Source organism: Streptomyces sp. NPDC046909, from assembly GCF_040644695.1.
Classification (GTDB): Bacteria; Actinomycetota; Actinomycetes; order Streptomycetales; family Streptomycetaceae; genus Streptomyces.
Genome location: NZ_JBEYXC010000001.1, coordinates 350,925 through 371,521 on the forward strand (window position 1 = coordinate 350,925; position 20,597 = coordinate 371,521).

The 20,597-nt window shown below is 70.0% G+C and carries 10 protein-coding genes and 2 pseudogenes; 5 read left to right on the plus strand and 7 right to left on the minus strand.

The features are described from left to right. The first annotated feature begins 165 nt into the window (after nt 1-165). Nucleotides 166-1,641 carry a glycoside hydrolase family 3 N-terminal domain-containing protein gene (locus ABZ928_RS01500; protein WP_361514412.1) on the plus strand — a complete coding sequence of 492 codons (1,476 nt, stop codon included), beginning with the start codon at nt 166-168 and terminating at the stop codon, nt 1,639-1,641. Nucleotides 1,642-1,672: 31 nt separating this feature from the next. Here ABZ928_RS01500 and ABZ928_RS01505 read toward each other — a convergent pair. Continuing rightward, a pseudogene (locus ABZ928_RS01505) lies at nt 1,673-2,958 on the minus strand (glycosyl hydrolase). An 8-nt stretch (nt 2,959-2,966) separates the two neighbouring features. On the opposite strand from ABZ928_RS01505, the gene ABZ928_RS01510 reads away from it, so the two are divergent. Continuing rightward, nucleotides 2,967-4,007, plus strand: coding sequence for a BadF/BadG/BcrA/BcrD ATPase family protein (locus ABZ928_RS01510; RefSeq protein ID WP_361514413.1), 1,041 nt, complete (start codon nt 2,967-2,969; stop codon nt 4,005-4,007). Further along, a complete protein-coding gene (locus tag ABZ928_RS01515) occupies nt 4,004-6,235 on the plus strand; it encodes a glycoside hydrolase family 3 N-terminal domain-containing protein (protein ID WP_361514414.1) in 2,232 nt (743 codons plus the stop codon). Before ABZ928_RS01510 ends, ABZ928_RS01515 begins: the two co-directional genes overlap by 4 nt. Here ABZ928_RS01515 and ABZ928_RS01520 read toward each other — a convergent pair. The 6 genes from ABZ928_RS01520 to ABZ928_RS01545 form a co-directional block, all read right to left on the minus strand. Then, nucleotides 6,225-7,112, minus strand: a complete 888-nt coding sequence (locus ABZ928_RS01520) for a carbohydrate ABC transporter permease (RefSeq protein WP_361514415.1) — start codon at nt 7,110-7,112, stop codon at nt 6,225-6,227. The genes ABZ928_RS01515 and ABZ928_RS01520 overlap by 11 nt on opposite strands. Further along, on the minus strand, nt 7,109-8,131 hold the full coding sequence (locus ABZ928_RS01525; protein WP_361514416.1) for a sugar ABC transporter permease: 1,023 nt from the start codon (nt 8,129-8,131) through the stop codon (nt 7,109-7,111). Before ABZ928_RS01525 ends, ABZ928_RS01520 begins: the two co-directional genes overlap by 4 nt. Before the next feature lie 2 nt (nt 8,132-8,133). Continuing rightward, nucleotides 8,134-9,510: an extracellular solute-binding protein gene (locus tag ABZ928_RS01530; protein WP_361514417.1), complete on the minus strand. Its 1,377-nt coding sequence runs from the start codon at nt 9,508-9,510 to the stop codon at nt 8,134-8,136. A gap of 134 nt (nt 9,511-9,644) precedes the next feature. Next, nucleotides 9,645-10,313, minus strand: a complete 669-nt coding sequence (locus ABZ928_RS01535; protein WP_361514418.1) for a peptidyl-prolyl cis-trans isomerase — start codon at nt 10,311-10,313, stop codon at nt 9,645-9,647. After that, nucleotides 10,310-14,533 (minus strand): glycoside hydrolase, encoded by a 4,224-nt coding sequence (locus ABZ928_RS01540; protein ID WP_361514419.1) that lies wholly within the window; start codon nt 14,531-14,533, stop codon nt 10,310-10,312. The genes ABZ928_RS01535 and ABZ928_RS01540 overlap by 4 nt, the downstream gene beginning before the upstream one ends. 132 nt (nt 14,534-14,665) lie before the next feature. Further along, nucleotides 14,666-15,547, minus strand: a complete 882-nt coding sequence (locus ABZ928_RS01545) for a MurR/RpiR family transcriptional regulator (RefSeq protein WP_361514420.1) — start codon at nt 15,545-15,547, stop codon at nt 14,666-14,668. A gap of 188 nt (nt 15,548-15,735) precedes the next feature. Here ABZ928_RS01545 and ABZ928_RS01550 point away from each other — a divergent pair, with 188 nt between their 5' ends. Continuing rightward, complete coding sequence (locus ABZ928_RS01550) at nt 15,736-16,509, plus strand: SIS domain-containing protein (RefSeq protein ID WP_361514421.1); 774 nt, start codon at nt 15,736-15,738, stop codon at nt 16,507-16,509. 636 nt (nt 16,510-17,145) lie between these two features. After that, nucleotides 17,146-20,472 (plus strand): annotated as a pseudogene (locus tag ABZ928_RS01555) (LamG domain-containing protein). The last annotated feature ends 125 nt before the right edge of the window (nt 20,473-20,597 follow it).

Here is a 20,597-nt window from a genome sequence, read left to right on the forward strand (position 1 = left end):
AAAGGGGACGACCGAAAGGTGCCCCGGCGGCATGACCACGGGGTGTCGAGGAGCCGAAAGCCGCACGACGAGCGGCCGAGCGCAGTGCGTGGGGCCGACGTGGGGTGAATCAAACTATCCATCACAATGTTGACTTCCGGCTGAATCAGCCAGAAGAATCCCGACGTGACCCCTTCAGCGCACCCGCCCCTCGGCCCCGTCCTCCCGTCCGACCTGGACGAGGCCGCGCACCGCTGTCTCGTCGCCGGGTTCGACGGCACCACGGCCTTTCCTGACACCCTGAAACGGCTGGTGGACCGGGGTCTCGGCGGGGTCATCCTGTTCACCCGGAACGTCCGGGACGCCGAGCAGGTCAGGGAGCTCACCGACGCGCTGAGGGCGATCCGGCCGGATCTGCTGGTGGCCATCGACAACGAGGGCGGCGGCATCGGCCACCTGGTCGGCGCGGGCGCGCCCGAGGTCCCCGGCTCCTACGCCCTCGGCGTCGCCGACGACCCGAACCTGACCGCCCGCTGCGCCGACGCCCTCGCCGGGCACCTCGCGACCCTCGGCATCAGCGTCTCGTACGCCCCCGTCGCCGACCTCCAGCACCTGCCCAGCAACCCGATCGTGCGCACCCGCTCGTTCGGCGCCGACCCCGAGGCCGCCGGACGGCATCTGCGCGCCTGGATCACGGCCACCGAGGCGCGCGGCATCGCGTCCTGCGCCAAGCACTTCCCGGGCCACGGCGGCACGGACACCGACAGCCACCACGGCATCGCGGTCGACCCACGGCCCGTCGACGCCCTGCGCGCCGACCTGGAACCGTTCCGGGCGGCCGTGGACGCGGGTGTGCCGATGCTGATGAGCGCGCACGTCGTCTTCCCCGCGCTGGACGCCAACCGGCCCGCCACCCTCAGCCGCCGCATCCTGGGCGACCTGCTCCGCCACGACCTCGGCTTCGACGGGGTCCTCGTCAGCGACGCCCTGGAGATGAAGGCCATCGCCGACGAGTACGGCGAGGCGGCCGGCGCCCGCATCGCCCTCGCCGCCGGGGCCGACCAGGTCATCGTCGCCGTACCGGACCTGGAGGTCACCCTCGCCTGCCGGGACGCCGTCCTCGACGCGCTCGGCACCGGCATCCTGCCCGAGGAGCGGGTCTGGGAGGCGGCGGAACGGGTCCGGCGGCTCGCCGAGCGGTACGCGGCCCCGGCCACGGCCGTCGCCGCGTGGGACGCGGGGGCTGGACTTGAGGCCGCGCGCCGGGCCGTACGCGGTCAGGGCGTGCCGTCCCCGGTGCGCGGCGCACATGTCGTCGACCTCTTCCCGCATCCGCACCCCGCCCTCAACTGGGGCGGCGAGGACCTCCTCACCGAGGTCCGCGCCCTCGACCCCACGGCCGTGGGCACGGCGGTCGCCGGCGAACCCGAGTACGCGGACGCCCTCGTCGACGGCATCCTCCGCAGCGCCCGCCCGCTGGTCGTCGCCACCTCCGACGCCGGCCTCCACCCCTGGCAGGCCCGCCTGCGCGACGCCCTCCTCGCCCGCCGCCCCGACGCGATACGCGTCGACACCGGGCTGCCGGAGGGCGGCGCGCTGTGCTCGTACGGGCGGGGCCGGGTGAACCTGAGGGCGGTGGCGGAAGTGCTCACCGGGGACTGATCAGGAGAATCCCAAACCGGTCAGGACAGTGTCAGGACAGTGTCAGGACTTCCTTGATGCCCCGCGCCGCCAAGTACCCCTCGTCCTCCGCCCGTTCGGCCAGTACGACCGCCAGGCACGCCCCCTCCGACCGAAGCCGCATCCACTCCTCGAAGTACTCCCCGCCCGGCCCCGACACCGACCGCGTACCCGGTGTGCAGTCCAACAGCAGGGCGGTGTCGCGGGGTTGGGCGGCGGACAGCGGCTCGGCGATCGTCTCCCGCAGCGCCTCGGCGATCGGCTTGGGGCGGCCCGCGGCGTCGAACAGGCCCAGCGTGTACTCGAGTTCGGGGAAGTCGGCGAGCGAGCGGTCCACGTCGTGGGAGCACCACCACGTCACACCCCACAGTCCCTCGCACCCGGCCGCGTTCCGTACGGTCGCCCGCGCGAACTCCGGGGCGTCGGCGGCGGGGATGTGCGGTTCCGGCGCGCCCGTCTCCTGGACCCACACCGGACGCGCCGGATCCTCGGCGTACGCCTTCGCCAACTCGGTGCCGTACTCGGCGAGATGGCGCACCTGCGGGGAGCGGGGGCCGTAGCGGCGGGCACAGTCGCCGGAGAACACCCAGGGGTGGACGGTGGTCAGATCGCCCTTGCGGGCCGAGGCCTCGGGGGTGAAGGGGTGGTCGTCGCCGTACCAGGCGGCGTCGTACGCGGAGTGGGTGACCAGGCCGCCCTGCGCGCCGAGTCCGTCCCGGGCGGCGGCGAGGAGCGTGTCGAGGTAGTGGTCCACCTCGGCCGGGGTCACCGGGTTGTGCTCGACGAGGTTGTTGAGCTCGTTGCCGAGCTGGAGCCCGAGGAGATGCGGGCGGCCGGCGAGGGCGCGGCCGAGGGTGCGGAGCAGCTCCGCCTGGGCCTCGATCGCGTCCGGGTCGGTGAAGACATTGCGGTGGTGCCAGCTGCGGGTCCACTCCGGGTAGAAGTCGAAGCTCGACAGATGGCCCTGCACGCCGTCCACGAGGACGTCGAGACCGGCCTCACCGGCGAGGTCGACGAGCTGGACCAGCTGGTCGACGGCGGCCGGGCGGACGAGGTTCCGGTTGGGCTGGAGCAGCGGCCACAGATGGAAGACACGGACGTGGTCGAGCCCGAGGCCGGCTATCTGCTCCAGATCCTCGCGGGCGTGCGCCGCGTCGAAGTCCTGCCAGGAGTGGAACCAGCCGCGGCGGGGCGTGTAGTTGACGCCGAAGCGGAGAGTGCGGATGGGATCCTCCTCGGGTTCGGTGCCAGTCGCCTCTTGCCCTGGCTCTTGTCCTGCGCGAATGTATCAACCACCATAGTCAGTGATGGGCAATGATTTGAACCAGAATTCCGGAAGCCGGGGCAGAGGCCTTTCCGAGGGTCTCGTCGTCGGCCTCGACGCGGGCGGCACCCGCACCCGTGCCATGTGCGCGTCCGCCTCGGACAGCCGGCTGCTGGGCGAGGGCGCGGCCGGTCCCGGCAACGCCCTGACGGTCCCGGAACCGCAGCTCACCGACCATCTGACCGAGGCGATCACCGCGGCGGTGCCGGAGTCGGCGCGGGGCCGGGTCGTCGCCGTGGCCGGCGGCTTCGCGGGCGCGACGGGGGCCTCCGCGGACGACCCCGGGTACCTCCACGCCCGCTCCGCGCTCACCGAGGCTCTCCGGCGCCTCGGCATCCCGTCCGGCCCCGTCGAGATCCGCAGCGACATCGAGGCGGCCTTCGCCTCCGCCCCGGGCACCCCGTCCGACGGCCTCGCCCTGGTCGCCGGCACCGGCGCGGTCGCCATGCGGATCGCCGGGCGCCGGGCCACGACCACGGTGGACGGCGACGGGTGGCTGCTGGGCGACGACGGCAGCGGGTTCTGGATCGGCCGGAGCGCGGTACGGGCGGCGCTGCGGATGGCGGACGGGAGGGGGGAGGGGACGGTGCTGGCGGTGCTGGTGGGGCGGGCGTTCGGGGTGCCGGGTGAGGTGCTGCCGGGGACCGGCAGTGTCCCTGACTGGTCCCCCGCCCACCGCGAGGACTACCGGCGGCACCTCCTCCCCGCCGTCATGGCCGACCCCCCGATCCGCCTCGCCCGACTGGCCCCGCTCGTGGTCGAGGCGGCCGGAGAGAAGGACCCCGTGGCGATGGGCATCCTCGACGAGGCGGCCGGCCAACTCACCGACACCGTACGGGCGTTGAACCACCGCCCCGGCGAACCCCTCGTCGCCACCGGCGGCCTGCTCGGTCCCGACGGCCCTCTCACCGCGCCGTTGACCACCCGCCTGCACGCCCTCGGCCTGACCCTCGACTGGGTCGCCGACGGCTGCCGGGGTGCCGTGGCACTGGCCCGGCTCGCCCAGCAGGGAGACGGACGATGAACGAGCCCCTCTACCGCGACGCCACCGTCCCCGTGGACGCCCGTGTCCAGGACCTCCTCTCCCGTATGACCCTGCGCGAGAAGGTCGGCCAGCTCAACCAGCGCATGTACGGCTGGGACGCCTACCGCCGTACCCCCCAAGGGAGTTACGAACTCACCGAAGCCCTGCACGCCGAGACCGAGCGCTTCGCCGGACTCGGCGCCCTCTACGGTCTCCAGCGCGCCGACGCCTGGTCCGGCGTCGACCACACCAACGGACCCGGCGTCGAGGAAGGCGCGGCCCTCGCGCAGCTCGTGCAGCGGCATGTGGTCGAGCGCAGCCGGCTCGGTATCCCGGCCCTGTTCGTCGAGGAGGTGCCGCACGGGCACATGGCCCTCGACGGCACGGTCCTGCCCGTCAATCTGGCCGTCGGCGCCACCTGGGACCCCCAGTTGTACGAGGCCGTCGCCGCGCATGCCGCCGCCGAACTGCGCGCCCGCGGCGGGCATGTCGCCCTGGTGTCGGCCCTGGACATCGCCAGGGACCCGCGCTGGGGCCGCACCGAGGAGTGCTTCGGTGAGGATCCGTACCTCGCGGCCTGTCTCACCGAGGCGTTGGTGCGCGGGATGCAGGGCGAGCGTTCCGGCGACGGGCGCTTCGACGACGACCGCGCCCCGGTGGTCCTCAAGCACTTCGCCGGTCAGGGCGCCACCGTCGGCGGCCGCAACTCGGCCGAGTCGGAACTCGGCCTCCGGGAACTGCACGAGATCCACCTCCCGGCCGCCCGCGCCGGCATCCGCGCCGGGGCCGCCGCCGTCATGGCCGCGTACAACGAGGTCGACGGGCTGCCCTGCGCCGGAAACCGGGCCCTGCTCACCCAACTCCTCAGAGAACGCTGGGGGTTCGACGGCCTCGTCATGGCGGACGGCCTCGCCGTCGACCGCCTCGCCCGCATCACCGGCGACAAGGTCTCCGCCGGGGCCCTCGCCCTCGACGCCGGTGTCGACCTCAGTCTGTGGGACGAGGGGTTCACCCACCTGGAGGAGGCCGTCGAACGGGGCCTGGTGGGAGCGGAAGTCCTCGACCGGGCCGTCGCCCGAGTCCTGAGGCTCAAGTTCCAGCTGGGCCTCTTCGAGCAACTCGGCCCCGCCGCACCACCCGCCTTCCCGAAGCACGGGCGAGACGTCAGCCTCGCCGTCGCCCGCGCCTCCGTCACCCTCCTCCACAACAGGGACGGCGTCCTCCCCGTCGCCGGAAGCGTCTCCCGCATCGCGGTGATCGGCCCCCAATCCGCCACCACCGCCCACCAGTTGGGCGACTACACCGCCCCCCAACGCCCCGACACCGGCACCAGCGTCCTCGACGGACTACGCCAACTCGCCCCACCCGGAACCGACATCCGCCACGCCCGCGGCTGCGCCCTCACCGGCGACGACCTCTCCGGCATCCCCGAGGCGGTCGCCGCGGCCGCCGCCTCCGATCTGGCGGTGCTGGTGCTGGGCGGCAGCAGCGCACGCACCCCCGACACCGAGTTCGACGCCAACGGCGCCGCCCTCAAGGCCGTTTCCGAGATGACCTGCGGCGAAGGCGTCGACCTGGCCGAGCTGCGGCTGGGCCCCGCCCAGTACCGGCTCCTGGACGCGGTCGTCGCGACCGGCACGCCCACCGCCGTCGTGCTGATCCAGGGCCGCCCGCATGTCGTTCCCGACACGGGCGGTGCGCTGCTCACCGCCTGGTACCCGGGACCGTGGGGCGGGCACGCGATCGCCGAGGTGCTGCTCGGGCTCACGGAGCCCGCGGGCCGCCTCCCCGTCTCCGTACCGCGCTCCGCCGCCCAACTCCCCGTCTACTACAACCACAAGGACACCGAGTACGGCGGTTACGTCGACGAGAGCGCGGAGCCGCTCCACTCCTTCGGGCACGGACTGTCGTACACGACCTTCGAGTACGGCACACCCCGTGTCTCCGGCGGCACTGTCACGGTGGAGGTCACCAACACCGGTGCGCGGTACGGCCGTACGGTCGTACAGGTCTATCTCAGGCGGCTGATCACCTCCACCTGGCCGCGCGCCCTCGAACTGTGCGCGTTCGAGGGCGTCGGTCTGGCACCGGGCGAACGCCGTACGGTCGTTCTGCCGCTCGCCCTGTCGATGACGGAAGCCCGGACCGACTCCGTCGAGATCCGTGTCGCGGAGTCGGCCCGGGAGGCATTGCGGGCCGTGCCTGTGGTGCTGGACCTCAGATCTTGACGGCTCCGGACGAGACGCCCTTGTAGAACCACCGCTGGGTGATCACGAACAGCACCAGCACCGGGATCACGGAGATCACCGAACCGGCCATCACCATCCGCTGGTCGTAGCCGAACGACGAGCTCTGGAGCCGGGAAAGTCCCAGCGTCAGCGTCATGTTGCCCTCGGAGCGCAGCACGATCAGCGGCCAGAGGAAGTCGTCCCAGGCGCTGATGAAGGTGTTGATGACCACCACCAGGATCGCGCCCCACGCGGACGGGAGATACAGATACCGGAAGCGCTGCCACTCGTTCGCGCCGTCGAGCATCGCCGAGTCCTCGATCTCGCGCGGTACGGCGAGGAAGGCGCCGCGCATCAGAAGGACGTTGATGGCGCCGACGAAACCGGGGAGCCAGACACCGGCCAGGCTGTCGACCAGGCCCAGATCGCGGATGCTGATGAACAGCGACACCATGATGGACTCGAAGGGGAACATCATCGAGGCCACCAGGACCACCCAGACCGCCTTGCGGCCCTTCCAGCCGGGCTTGGAGAGCATGTAGCCGGCGGTGGTGGAGAAGACCAGCTGGCTGGTGACCGACAGGGCCACCACGATCAGGCTGTTCTTGATGTACGTGGCGACCGGCACCTGTTCGAAGACCGTGCGGTAGGCGCGGAGGGTGGGGTCGTGGGGGAGGATCGTGGCGTTCGCGCCGAAGACGTCCTCGCTCGTGCTCTTGAGGGACGCCAGCAGTTGCCAGAGGAGCGGGCCGACCGTCAGGCCCAGTACCAGGAACAGCAACAGGTAGCGGACGACGAGTTCGCGCGGGCGGCCGTAGTCCCGCCAACGGGGCATCAGACGGCGGCGCTTGGCCGCCGGGACGGTCGCCGTGGTCATGCGTCGTCCTCCTTCGTCAGGCGCTGCGCCAGCAGGGTCAGGCCCAGGGTGAGCGCGAACAGGGCGACGCTGACGGCCGAGCCGTACCCCGCGTTGCCGGTGATCGGGTCCAGGCCGACGTCCCGGATGTAGAAGGGCAGGGTGCGGTCGGCGCCGCCGGGGCCGCCCGTGGAGCTGCCGAGCATGTAGATCTCGGTGAACACGCGGAGCGAGCCGATGCCGGTGAGGGTGCCGACGAGCATCATGGCCTGCCGTACGCCCGGGATCGTGATGTGCCAGAAGCGGCGGACCGCGCCGGCGCCGTCCATCTGGGCCGCCTCGTGCAGTTCCTTCGGGACGTTCCCGAGGGCGGCCAGGTAGAACACCATGTACCAGCCCAGGCCCTTCCACAGGGTCAGGCCCATCGCGGACAGCAGGATCAGCCACGAGTCGGACAGGAACGGGATCGCCGACTTGATCAAGTGGGCTTTCTCCAGCCAGGTGTTGACCAGTCCGTCGTCCGCGAGCAGCCACTGCCAGCTCAGACCGACGACCACGCTGGAGGCCAGCACCGGGGTGTAGAAGGCGGACCGGAAGAACCCGATGCCCGGGAGGTTCTTCTCCACCAGCACCGCCAGCATCAGCGGCAGCAGCACCATCAACGGGACGACGATCACCGCGTACAGGATGCTGTTGCGGGTCGCCAGCCAGAAGTCCGAGTCGTCCAGCATCCGCGTGTAGTTGTCGAGCCCGACGAAACTCGCCGCGCCGCCCAGGGGTTTGGCGTTCGTGAACGACAACAGGACGGTGTTGAGGAACGGGAACACCCCGAACACCACCGCGCACACGATCGCGGGCGCCGTCCACAGCCACGGCAGCCACCAACGGCGGTACATCGCCGCCCCGTTGGCGCCCGCGGCGGGCCCGGGCAGTACGGCCCGGGCGAGCCGGCGGGCGCGGGACGGGGTGCCCGTGCCCCGCGCGGAGCCGGAACTCTCCGCGCCGGACACGGACACCGGCCTAGTGATCTGAGCCGTCACCGTCAGCTCGCCTGCTTCAGCAGCTCGTTGGCCTTCTCCTGGGCGTCCTTCACGGCGTCCGCCGCGCTCTTCTTGCCCTGCATGGCCAGCTGCACCTGGGAGACGATCGCGTTCTGCACGGCCGGGGAGAGGTTGGTCTGGTTGGTGTCGGCCGTCTTGAGCTGGTCGGCGACGAGCTTGCGGGCCTGCGAGAACGGGTCGTCACCGGTGACGTTCTGGAAGAACGGGTCGTTCAGCGACTCCGTGGTGGTCGGGAAGATCACCACGTCCGGGTCCTTGCACCAGGCCGTCTGGTTCTCGGCGTTGGTGAGGAACTCCGCGAACGACAGCGCCGTAGGAGCGTTCTTGCTCGTCGCGGCGACCGAGATGTACTGCGGGGCACCGGCGGACGCCCGGCCGAGCGCGTCGTAGGGCTGCTGGCCGACGGCCGTCTTCGCGTAGATCGACGGGCTGTTCTGCTTCACGAACCGCACGAAACTCGGGTTCGTCGAACCGTAGGCCACCTTGCCCTGGCTGTAGAGGGTGGACGGGTCGTTGCTGGAGGACAGCGAGTCCTTCGGCATCGCGCCCTCCTTGTACAGCTTCGCCATCCACTCCACCCACTGGGTGGTGCGCGGGTCGTCGCCGAAGACGGCGGACTTGCCGTCGGAGGAGAGGACCTTGATGCCCATCTGGTCGAAGTCGGCGGGGATCCGCCAGATCGGGTTGGCCATCGTGGCGTAGTACTTGCCGTCGGCCGCCTTGGCGATCTTCTCGTAGTCCGCGAACAGCCCGAACATGGTCGTCGGGGGCTTCGCCGGGTCGACGCCGGCCTTCTTCAGCAGGTCGGCGTTGTACGTCAGCAGGACACCGCCGGTGTACCAGGGCAGCGTGGTGTGGATCGACTTGCCGTCGGCGTCCTTGAAGGTCGCGGACTTCCAGAACGACTCGACGAAGGGCTTGGAAGCGGCCGGGTCCTTGGTACCGACGTCGAGCAGGTACCCGGCCTTGGTTAGGGCCGTCGCCGTCGGCGCGTTGACGTTGATGACGTCCGCGAGCGTGCAGGCCTGGGCGTCGGCGACCGTGCGGGTGGTGAATGTGTTGTCGCCGGGGTCGTCGATCCACTTGACCTTGGTGCCGGGGTGGGCCTTCTCGAAGTCGGCGATCACCCCGTTGAAGAAGTCCCCGAAGTCCTTCTTCAAGTTGGTCGTCTGGAAGGTGATGTCACCCTTGACCTCGCCGGTGAGCTTCCCCGACCCGACGTTCCCCTTGTCGACCTTGCAGCCGCCGGCCGTGGCGTCCCCGTCGTCCGAGCCACCGCCCGAGAGGCCGCAGCCGGCGGCGGTGAGCGACAGAACGGCGATACAGGTCAGGGTGCGGGTCAGTCTCTTTGCACGCATGCGATGGGTCCTCCGGCCTGGCTGGTTCAATTAACCAACTTCGACTCTGGTTGATGAAAAGGTGGACCAGAATTCATCGGAGGTCAATGCCTCGCCGTGTTGCTTTTAGGTTCCGTGGGGGATCACGTGGGGGATCAGTGGCGGTGTTCGTGGTCCGGGTGTGACGGATCGCCGGGGTGCTCGTGGCCCGGGGCGTACGAGACGGCCGTCCTTGCTCGGTCCAGCCAGTCGAAGAAGGCGCGGCGGGCCGCTGCGCGGCGGAGTTCGTGGGTGATGGCTTCGCGGACCTCGTCGTAGGGGAGGAGGTCCGACGTCTCGTGGAACGGGTCTGCTCCGCGGGCCAGGGCGGCGGGGGTGAGGTAACGGTCCCGGTTGCGGTCGTAGTAGTCGTACACGGCCTCCTCGGGGATGTGTTGCTCGCGTTCCAGGTGGTCGAGGAGGGTGCGGGCGGCTGAGGAGTGGGCGAGGGCTACGGCGACGATGCTGCCCAGGTCTGCGACGTCGCGCTCTGCGGGGAGGGGAGTGATTTCGGGTGCGGCGCCGTCGTGGCTGGTCGCGCCCCGCGGCGGAGCCGCTGATGGATACAGCCCCGCGCCCCTGAGCGGGCTGCGCTGCGCGCAAGCCCGCTGGGCCAACTCGTCGATCACCACCACCTGCGTGGCCCAGCGTCTGCGCTGTCGCTCGGCCCTTGTGAAGGCCTCTGGGCGGGTCTCCTGGTCGCGAGCCGGGATGGCTTTCAGGAGTGCGTCCACTCGGGCCTTCGCTATGGGGTCTCCGTTCACGGACGCCGCATGGTCCGTCATGGCTTCACCTCCAGCTCCACGGCCTCCGTATACGCCACACAGCCATGCCAGCCGATCTTCGCCATCAGCCAGTACGTCCCTGGCGGCACCGCCGAGCCGTCCACCTCGATGACGGACTCCAGCTCCTCCCCGCCCGCCACCGTGAAGCCCTGGACGCCTGGTCCGACGCCGGCCCACGTGCCCCAGGAGGACACGGCCCAGAGGGTGCCGTTGATGGGGCCCCGGGTGGTGTTGCGGAGGGTCACGGGGACGCGGACGCGTTCGTCTCGGCGTACGACCAATCGGTCAACTCCTAGTTTGGGTAGGAGGGTTGGGCCGGTGTGGCCGTCCGCCACGTCCAGCGCCACCACGTCCTCGTACGTCTGGCCGCCGTACTCCAGCCGTGCGGCGAGCCAGTGGCGGCCCGGTTCCGGGTCGGGCGGCGGGAGGACCGTGACCTCGGTGAGGCTGAAGCCGCCGGGTGGGAGCGTGTAGGGGAGTTCGGCGGGCTCGGTGGACCAGCCGGGGGATGTCTCGAAGGTGACCGTGCCCGAGACCGGCGCGTCGGTCAGTTCCGAGGCGATGCGGACGGTGGCCGTGACGGGGGCGGAGACGGTGAGGGGGCTGGGGGAGAGGTACACGGTGACCGGCATGTTGCCGCGCGGGGCGGGGCCGGAGTTGTGGAGCCAGTAGCGGGTGTGGACGGGCTGGGCGGGTTCGGCGGCGGCGATGCCGGGTGCCGGTGGGGTGCCGGCCGCGTTCGCGGGCGTGGCCAGTACGGTCGCCACCTCGAAGCCCGCCAGGTCGACCAGCAGGCCTTCCTGGGCGTCTGGTGTCAGGGGCTCCCCCGGTGTCTCCAGTACGTCGGCCCGGGCGCCCTCCGTCCAGCCGTGCGGTCGGTGGATGCGGGCCTGGGCCGGGCGGCCGTTCACCTCGTGCATGCGGACCACGACACCGGTGCCGGGGTCCGGCTGTGCCGTGCCGCCTCTGGCGAGGGGGGAGCCGGTCGGTTTGAGGGCGTCCAGCAACACCTCGCCCGCGGGCTCCAGTTGGAGGAGGGTGGTGTTGCGGGGGAGCAGGGCATCCTTGGCCCCGGCGCGTACCCGGGCGGTCAGGGGGCGGTTGAACTCGTGACCTCGTTTGGGGAGTTGGCCGTCACGCCAGTCTCCTTCGCCCGCTACGACGGCGTACTCGAAGGTGTGCGACCAGCGTTGGAGCTGGAAGGCGGATCCGTCGGGGGCCGTACGGCGTGGTGGGTCGACCCAGATGCCGGAGGGCCAGCCGGTGCAGGAGCGCATGAGGGACATGTAGAGGTCGCCGGACGAGGTGACCACGCAGCCCGGGGTGCCCCGGTTGAGGATCGAGAAGCTCCGGCTGTCCCACGCGTCGCCCGGTGGCAGCGCCTCGCCGCCGCCCGCCGCGGTTGCCGTGACGGTGAAGTCGTCCAGGTCGGCGACGAGCGCGTCGACCGCCTTGGTGTCGTCGTCCCCGCCCGCCACGACCAGCAGCGGCAGCCGCTCCAGGTCCCGCAGATCGGCGCCCGGCACCCACTCCTCCCGCAGCGAGGCGCGCGGCGCGACCCATACGGCCGCCACGCCCTCCTCGGCGAGCTGCCGCCGGAGTTCGCGCCCGGCGGCCGGGTCCCAGGCGAGGGCCTCGGCGACCACGGAGTTGCGGTCGGGGCCGCCCACGGCGATCCGGATGTCGGGGAGGTTGGAGTCGACCTCCAGGTCGCCGTAACGGGGGCCGCCCGCGATGGTCGAGGTCGCGGTGACCCCGGCCCGGACCAGCGCGGCGGCGAGCCCGGCGCCCAGTTCACCGGCCACGCCCCAGTCGGCGTAGATCAGTTCGGCGACCCCGATCGAGCGGTGCCCGAGGAGCGTGCCGGAGCCGTCGTGCACGGCGACCCGGGCGGTGGACCCCAGCCCGAACCAGGTGTTGGCCGGGTTGTCGAGCGTCCACGGGAACTGCTCGCTGTCCACCTCCACGAACCCGAACCCCCGCCCGATCACCGCGTCCGCGACCTCGTGCACCGGCAGTCCGCCGCGTACGTCGGACGGCCAGCGGACGCGGATGAGCCGGTCGGCGCCGTCGTAGCCGTCGACGGTGGTGGAGAGGTCGAGGCGGTCGACGCCCTTCCAAAGGGTCAGCCGCTGCGTGTACGTGAAGAGGCCGAGGTCGGCGCGGACGGTGACGCGCTGCCCGGCCGGAGAGTGCTCGACCTCGACGGACGCCTCAACGTCCGTGCTGCGGGCGGCGGTTGTGCCGGTCGGGGTGAGGTGCCAGGGGCCCTCGCCGAAGCGCGGGTGCCTCGGGTACTCCTCCTGTACGACGAGTTCGTTGCCGATGTCGCCGGGGCGCAGCAGCTCCCGGACCCCTTCTTGAAGGGCTCGCAGGCTGCTGACACCGCCGCCGCGTGCCGGGTCGACGGTCAGCTCGTAGAACTCGTTGCGGATCGTGGCCCCTTCGCCCGGAGACCACTGCGAGGCGGTGCCCTCGGCCAGCGGTACGGCCTTGAGCCCCATCCCCGGTACCTCCGGCACGACGACACTCAGCCGGCCGTCTTCCTCGCGCACGGCGGGCAGCGGGAGCCCGGTGCTCTCGTCGACCGGCAGAAGCCCTCCGTTCTCGAAACTGAGCACGTCTTTCCGAGCCCAGGTCGCGGAGTTGAGGACGACCAGGTCCGGGCCGCCGCCCGGCAGCGGGACGACCCGGTCGGCGAGGGCCTGGGTGGCATCGGCGTGCACGGTCCGGGCGAGGTCGTACAACTCCCGCCAGCCGGTGAGGAGATCGATGTAGACCTGGTCCGACTCCGAGCCGGTGATGGCGTCGTGATGCGCGCCGTAGACGAGCTGCCGCCACGCCTTGTCGAGGGCCGCGTCCGGATACGGGTGCCCGGTGGTGAGGGAGGCGAGCGTCGCCCAGGCCTCGGCGTCGGAGAGGAGCGTCTCGCCGTACCGCTGGGCCTGTTTGGTGTCGATGTAGGAGACGTCCTTGCCGGTGTAGACGGGGTTCATGTCCCGCGTCTGCGGCGAGGCCTTGCGGCCCTCGGCGTCGAGCTCCGCGCGCACGGCGGCGAAGAAGTTCCGGGGAATCGCGCTGATGAAGCGCGGCCAGACGTAACGGGCGTTCCAGTCACGGTGGATGGACATCACCCAGCGGCACGGCGGCGCGTAGTCCCCGCCGACCGGCAGCATCACATTGCGGGTGAGCGCGACCTTCTTGAGCCCCTTGAACAGCTTGAACGCGGCCTGTTCGGCCTCCGGCAGCGTGGGCGCGTTGTCGATCGCCCATCCCGCGCCGTAGTGATTGACCATGTACGCGGTGAGGATGGACCGCCCCGAGGGCGCGACCCAGTCGAACTCGGCCGGGAACTGCATCCGTTGGGGATCGCGAGGTTCCTCCCCGAAGACGGACAGCGTCGGCCCCCACTGATGGAACGGCCCGCGAGCCCAGGAACTGGACGTCACCCCGGCGTCCGCCATCAGCCCAGGAAACTGCGGATCGTGCCCGAACGCATCGAGCTGCCAAGCGGTTTCGGGCGACGCACCCATGATCCCGCGCTGGTACCCATCGCCGTACAACGCGTTGCGTACGGTGGCCTCGGCGCCGGTGAGGTTGGTGTTCGGCTCGTTGTAGGTGCCGCCCATGATCTCGACGCGTCCGGTGCGGATCAGCTGGCGCAGGAAGGCGCGCTCCTCCGGGAAGGCGTCCCAGTACGGCTTGAGGTAGTCGACCTCCGCGAGCACGAAGGTGTAGGCCGGGTCGCGCCGCGCGAGGTCGCAGTGGGCGCGCACCAGGCTCATCCCGGACTGGCCGCGCGAGTCGAAGGTGCGCGCCGGGAGCCCGGAGCCGGCCGGGTCGTCGGCGACGTCCCAGGTCTCGGTGTAGGCGGCCTGGGTGTTCCACCAGACGGGGTCGTAGTGGAAGTGGCTGACCATGAACATGGTCCAGCCGGGCTCGGCGGGGGTGAACGGGGCGGTGCGGCGGGCGACCTCGGAGCCGTCCGTGGCGGTCACCGTGATGTGCTCGCCGTCGCCGGCCACGGGTATCTCCGCGCGTACGGTGCCGTCCTCGCCCACGGTGACCCGTGTCTCGCCGACGCCGTGGACGCCCGGCCCCTCGGCGGTGAGGGTCACCGTACGGCCCGGGACGTGCTCGATCTCGGCGACCACCACCTGGTACGCCTGCTCGGGGGTGCCGACGAAAAGCTCGGTCGACTCGACAGAGATGACGCGCATGGGTCTCCTACGAGAGTGCTCGGCGGAGCCCCATCCTGGCATCGCAGGGATGGTTCAAACAACCATCTACGCGTGTTCTCGGTGAATCATCTATGCAATATCACTGTCGGTCGGCAGGCCGCCGCCGGGCCGTCAGCGACCGCGCCGCCCCTTCGCCGAGTGCTGCGGCACGATGTGGTCGGTCAGGGCGAGCGAGGCGCTCGCGCGCTGGTAGGAGAGCTGCGCGACCCGGACGTAGAGGCAGTCGAGCAGTACCAGGACGGAGTGCCGGCCGCCGATGCCGGTGAGGAAGTTGGTCTCCGAGGCCGACGACACGAGCCGGATGTCGGCGGCCTTGGCGAGCGGTGAACGCGGGTCCGAGGTGAGCGCCACGGTGGTCGCGCCCCGCTCCTTGGCCAGCTCGAACGGCTCGATGGTCTCCCGGGTGGCCCCCGAGTGCGAGATGCCGACGGCCACGTCCGCCGGGGTGAGCAGGGCGGCGGAGGTGGCCGCGCCGTGCACCTCGGTCCAGCCGCGCACCGAGCAGCCGATACGGAACAGTCGCGTCTCGGTCTCCAGCGCCACGGCCCCGCTGCCGCCGGTGCCGTACAGATCGATACGGCGGGCCCGGGCCATGGCCTGCGCCGCGCGCTCGATCGCGTCGAGGTCGATCCGGTCAATGGTCTGCTGCACAGCCCGCAGATCGGCGCTGCCCACCACCTGCACGACCCGCTCCAGGCTGTCGTCGGGCGAGATGTCCGGCCCGATCTCGGCGGTGCCCCAGTCGGAGACCTCGCCCCGGCCGTGCTCCTTGGCCAGCTCGATCAGCAGATGCTGGTAGGAGTCGAGCCCGATGGCCCGGCAGAACCGGGTCACCGTCGCCTGGGAGGTGCCGGTGCGGCGCCCCAGCTCGGCGGCCGAACAGTGGGTGACGGCGGCCGGATCCTCCAGGATCAGGTCGCCGACCTTGCGCAGGGAACCGGCCAGCCGGGGCAGCTCGGTGCGGATCAGTGAGGTGACGTCCGTGGGAGGCATGGGGAGAAGGTATCAGCCACCGGGTGGATGGCTCCTTGAATACCAGGACCGGGTGAACCGGGTGGGGAGCGGGTGCGCAGGCGGATTGAATGCAGGGGGCAGGTTGTGATTTATTGATTCACCGATGGAGATGTATAGGGTGGTTCAATCCATCAGCGGTTGATCTACCAGTGGGGAGTGAGTGCCGCGTGTCCGTCGAGTCCGTCGAGTCCGTCAGCGCCCAGGGCTTCGCGCAGCAGAGCCTGGCCGTCCTTCAGCAGATCACCGAGTCCGCCCGCGCCGACGTGGCCCGCGCCGCGGAACTGATCGCCGACTGCGTACGCGCCGACGGGGTCATCCAGGCCTTCGGCACCGGGCACTCCCAGGCCATGGTCCTCGAAGTCGCGGGCCGCGCGGGCGGCTTGGTCCCCACGAACCGCCTCCAGATCGCCGACCTCGTCCTCTACGGCGGCGACGCCCCGTCCGTCCTCGACGACCCGCTCCTGGAGCGGCAGCCCGGGGTGGCCGCGCGCCTGTACGACTTGGCCGCCCCCCGCCCTCAGGACCTGTTCGTCGTCATCTCCAACTCCGGCGTGAACAACGTCATCGTGGAGATGGCCCTGCGAGTCAAGGAACAGGGCCACAAACTGCTCGCCATCACCTCCCTCACCCACACCAACGCCGTCCCCGCCGGCCACCCCAGCGGCAAGAAGCTCGCCGACCTGGCCGACGTGGTCCTCGACAACGCCGCCCCGGTCGGCGACGCGCTGTTGGAGCTGCCGGGCGGGGGCGCGGTGTGCGCGCTGTCCACGCTCACAGGGGTGATGCTGGTGCAGATGGCGGTGGCGGAGGCGTCGGCGGTGCTGCTCGCCGCCGGGGAGCGGCCGCCGGTGTATGTGTCGGCGAATGTGCCGGGGGGGTTCGAGGGGAACCTGGAGCTGGAGAAGCGGTATGCGGGGCGGGTTCGGCGGACGGCGAGCTGATGAGGGTCACCACCGTCGGCGTGTCGGAATGAAGTCGGCCGAAAGGGAGCGCTAAGAAGCGGGCCGATTCATTCCCGAAGCGGGCAAATCACCTGGTGCGGAGAGAGGTTGGTCTGGCCAGTTCGAAGCTGTTGGGGTACCTGATGCATTGTTGCCTTTGGTTGACGGAGGGTGAGGCTGTGGTTTGAATATGGGCACAATTTGAAGATCGTGTGACACGGGGGGCGTGTTTCTGTGCGATTCGGCTCGTCTGCTAGACGCATATCGAAATGTCATGCGCATGATCAACATGCCGATGCGAGGGTCGCGGCGGTCGTGGTCGCCGCCCTGCTGGCAGTCCTGGTGTCACCCGTTCAGCAGACTTCCGCGTCTGCCGCGGAGTCGGATCCCCCTTCTCTGACCGAGGGGCAGCGTGCGTTGGAGCAGGCTGCGGAATCCGGTGAGCGTGTGGAAATGGTCGGGGAGCGTACGGACCGGTCGACGGTCTTCGCGAACCCGGACGGGTTCACGTTCACGCTGGAACAGTCGGTGGTTCCCGTGCGGGTGCCGAAGCCGGACGGCGGGTGGCAGGCGCCGGATGCGACTTTGGTGAAGCGCTCGGACGGTTCGGTGGGGCCAAGGGCCGCGGCGGTCGAGATGGCGTTCTCGGCGGGTGGTGAGCAGGCGCCGTTGGCTTCCATCGAGGATGCGGGCAAGTCCCTGGAGCTGCGGTGGCCGGGGAAGCTGCCGGAGCCGGAACTGGACGGTACGCGGGCGGTGTACGCGGAGGTCCTGCCGGGTGTGGATCTCCAGGTGGCGGTGACACCGGAGAGCTTTCAGCCGGTGTTCGTGGTGAAAACGCCGGAAGCTGCGGCGAGCGACGAGCTGAAGAAGTTGACCTTCGGACTGAAGGCCCAGGGGTTGGACGTAGTTGAGGGGGCGGCCGGGAATCTGACGGCTGTTGACGGAACTGGCCAGACCGTGTTCCGGGCGCCGCCGGCGCGAATGTGGGACTCGGCGGGCGATGCATCGGCAGCGACTGGCGAGACCTCCGGTACGCAGACATAGCTGATGAAGACTCAGGTCCTCACGGAAGGCGAGCCGAGCGGTGCCTCCGCCGACCCCGCCGAGGCGGCTCCCTCAGGTTCGGGTGTTGAGCCGGGCCAGGGCGACACCTTCGCCCGGATGGATGTGCAGGTAACCGAGGACTCGCTGTCCGTCGAGCCCGACACGGCGATGCTCACCAAGACCGACGCGGACGCGTTCCCGCTGTTCATCGATCCGACAGTGACGTGGGGGGAGTCGGAGCGCACCTTGCTGCGCAGTGACGGCTACGAGTCGTACGGCTGGGGAAACGGCGACGACGACCAGGGCAAGGGCGCGGGAAAGTGCGGCACCTGGAACGGCTACTACTGCGGTCCGGGATACGTGCAGAAGCTGTACTTCGAGTTCTCGCCCGCCAGCCTGAAGGGCAAGAAGGTCCTGGATGCAACCTTCCGAGTGACGGAGCCGTGGGCATTCCAGTGCGACCCGCGCTGGGTGGACCTGGTCCGGACGAACAACATCTCCTCCGCCACGACCTGGTCCTCGCGTCCGAAGGAACTGGACCTGATGGTGGACCGGTACGTCTCCGCGGGCCGTGGTTCGCTGTGCGACCCGGACTCCCCGGACGCGCCGATCGAGTTCAACGACAACCCGGAGGAGACCAACGAGAACCTGACCTCGACCGTGGCGAACTTCGCGGCGGGCAGCTTTTCCCGGCTGACTCTGGAGATCAAAGCGCACGACGAGAGTGACGCCTCGGCCTGGAAGCGGTTCAAGAACGACGCCGTCCTCGCCGTGAAGTTCGTGGGTGTGCCCGACAAGCCGAGCGCGATCGGTCTGGTCACCGGTTCCGGCACGGTCTGTGAGTCCGACGAGAACGACCCGGCAGTCATCTCCAGCCCCTTCCCGACCCTGACCGCGACTGCGCAGACCAAAGCGGGCGGTGAGAAGGAAGCGCAGCTGCACATTGCCTACGACCTCGACCAGAAGAGCGGCAGCAGTTGGGTGGACACCCCGGCGGACTGGGGCGACGAGCGCCCCTCCTCCGGCTACGTCGGTGACAACACCAAGGTGAACCTGGTGTGGTCCAACCTCACAGACAGCACGCTCTATCGGTACCGGGCCTGGGTGCGTTCGTACTACAACGACGGTGCCAGCTATCTGGCCGGGCCTTCGAACGCCTCGTCGTCCAACTGGTGCTACTTCAAGGTGGACTCCAGTGCCCCAAAGCAACCGATCATCACGATCGGTACCCCGTACGAGGAATGCGCGACCAACGACTGCACCGCACACGGCGAACCGGGGATGAAGGGAACATTCACCTTTGAACCTGCCGCTGGCGACACCAACATCGCCTACCAGTACAGACTGTCGTCGGATGCTGCCTGGTCGCCCGACCAGAAGGGTTCCTCCGTAACGCTGCCCATCACGCCCACGAAGGCAACCTTGTACACCCTGTACGTGCGGGCCAAAGATGGCATCGGCCGGTACGGTGCGCAGTCCGTTGTCAGCTTTTTGGTAGGCGATGGTCAGAAGCCAGTCGGGCAGTGGCAGTTCACCGAAGCCGACGGTGCCGCAGTGGACACCGCCACCTGGGACGGCCCGGACAACGCGACTCTGGCCGGCGGCGCAGCCCGCGACGACCGCGGCCGCCGAGGCCTGATCACGAGGGATGCCGCGGGCGCACCGCTGCCGACACAAGTCTCCGACAAGGGACTGGCACTCGACGGCAGCACAGGCTACGCGGCCACGACCGGCACGGTCCTGGACACCTCGCAGTCGTACACAGTCAGCGCCTGGGTGCGGGTCGACCCGTCATCCACGAAGACCGTCACGGCGCTGAGTCAGTCGTCGGCGACGACAAGCCCATTCGCCAAGAACTACAGCCCGTTCATCATCTCCTACGGCACCAAGTGGAGCATGCGCGTCCTGGACAAGACCGGCGCATTCCATGAGGCGGCGGCACCGAACGCGATGCCCAAGGGTGTGTGGACGCACATCGCCGGTGTCCATGACGCCGCTGCGAAGAAGATCTACCTGTACGTAAACGGCAAGCTCCAGGCGTCGACCGACGCCGGGGCCGCATGGCACGCCGACGGCGCGTTTCAGATCGGGCGCCTGCTGTACGGCGACAGCTACGTGGATTACTTCAAGGGCAGCATCGACGAACCCAAGGTGTGGCAGCGAGTGGTGTCCGACGGAGAGATCGCCGAAGAGGCGAAGCAGTTGACGTCGAAGACGTACGCGGATGTGGAGTTGGTCGCGAACTGGTCGGCGGACCATGGCTCCGGCACCACCATCGCGGACACCACGTCTGGCTACGGTCGCTCGCTGACCTTGGCCGGCGGTGCCTCGCTCGACGGTGAGGCGATCGTGCTGGATGGCGTGGACGACGCTGCCACGGTGACCGGGCCGGTAGTGGACGACACCGGTTCGTTCACGGTGACCGCCCTGGCGGACTTGGACGGCGACACGCTCAAGAACAAGGGCGTCGGCTACATCGGTCAGGTGGTCGGTCAGCGCACATCAGACGGTTCTGCGTGGGGCTTCTGGTACGAGGTGGAGACACAAGGGGCCGAACTGGACCAGGAGACAGGAGAGGAGAAGACCGTCACGAAGGGCTACTGGCACTTCGGTCGGCTCAACTCCGACGGCACGTTCAGCGCAGTGGCCTCGGAAGCGGTCGCGGTCATGGACAGCATGGTGCGGCTCACCGGTGTTTTCAACGCCCAGGACGGCACGATCAGCCTGTACGTCGGTGCCGTGAACAACGGTGAAAAGGCATTCACCGCGAAGATCGGCACGGGCGACTTCGCCATCGGCAAGGGCTTCAACAGCAGCGCCTGGAAGTACTACCTGCCCGGGCGAGTCGCCGAGGTCCGACTGTGGGCGGGCGCGATGGCCGGCTCGGACCAGGTGGACGAGACCGTCGGCGACTGACCCGGAGGTGGCGGGACAGCACACCAAGCGGCCGCCCCGCCCCCTCCGGCTTTCCACTTCGACCCACCTTTCGGGTCACTCTCCGACCCGCTCTCCGGGTCCTTCAGCCAACACAAGCGGGGGCA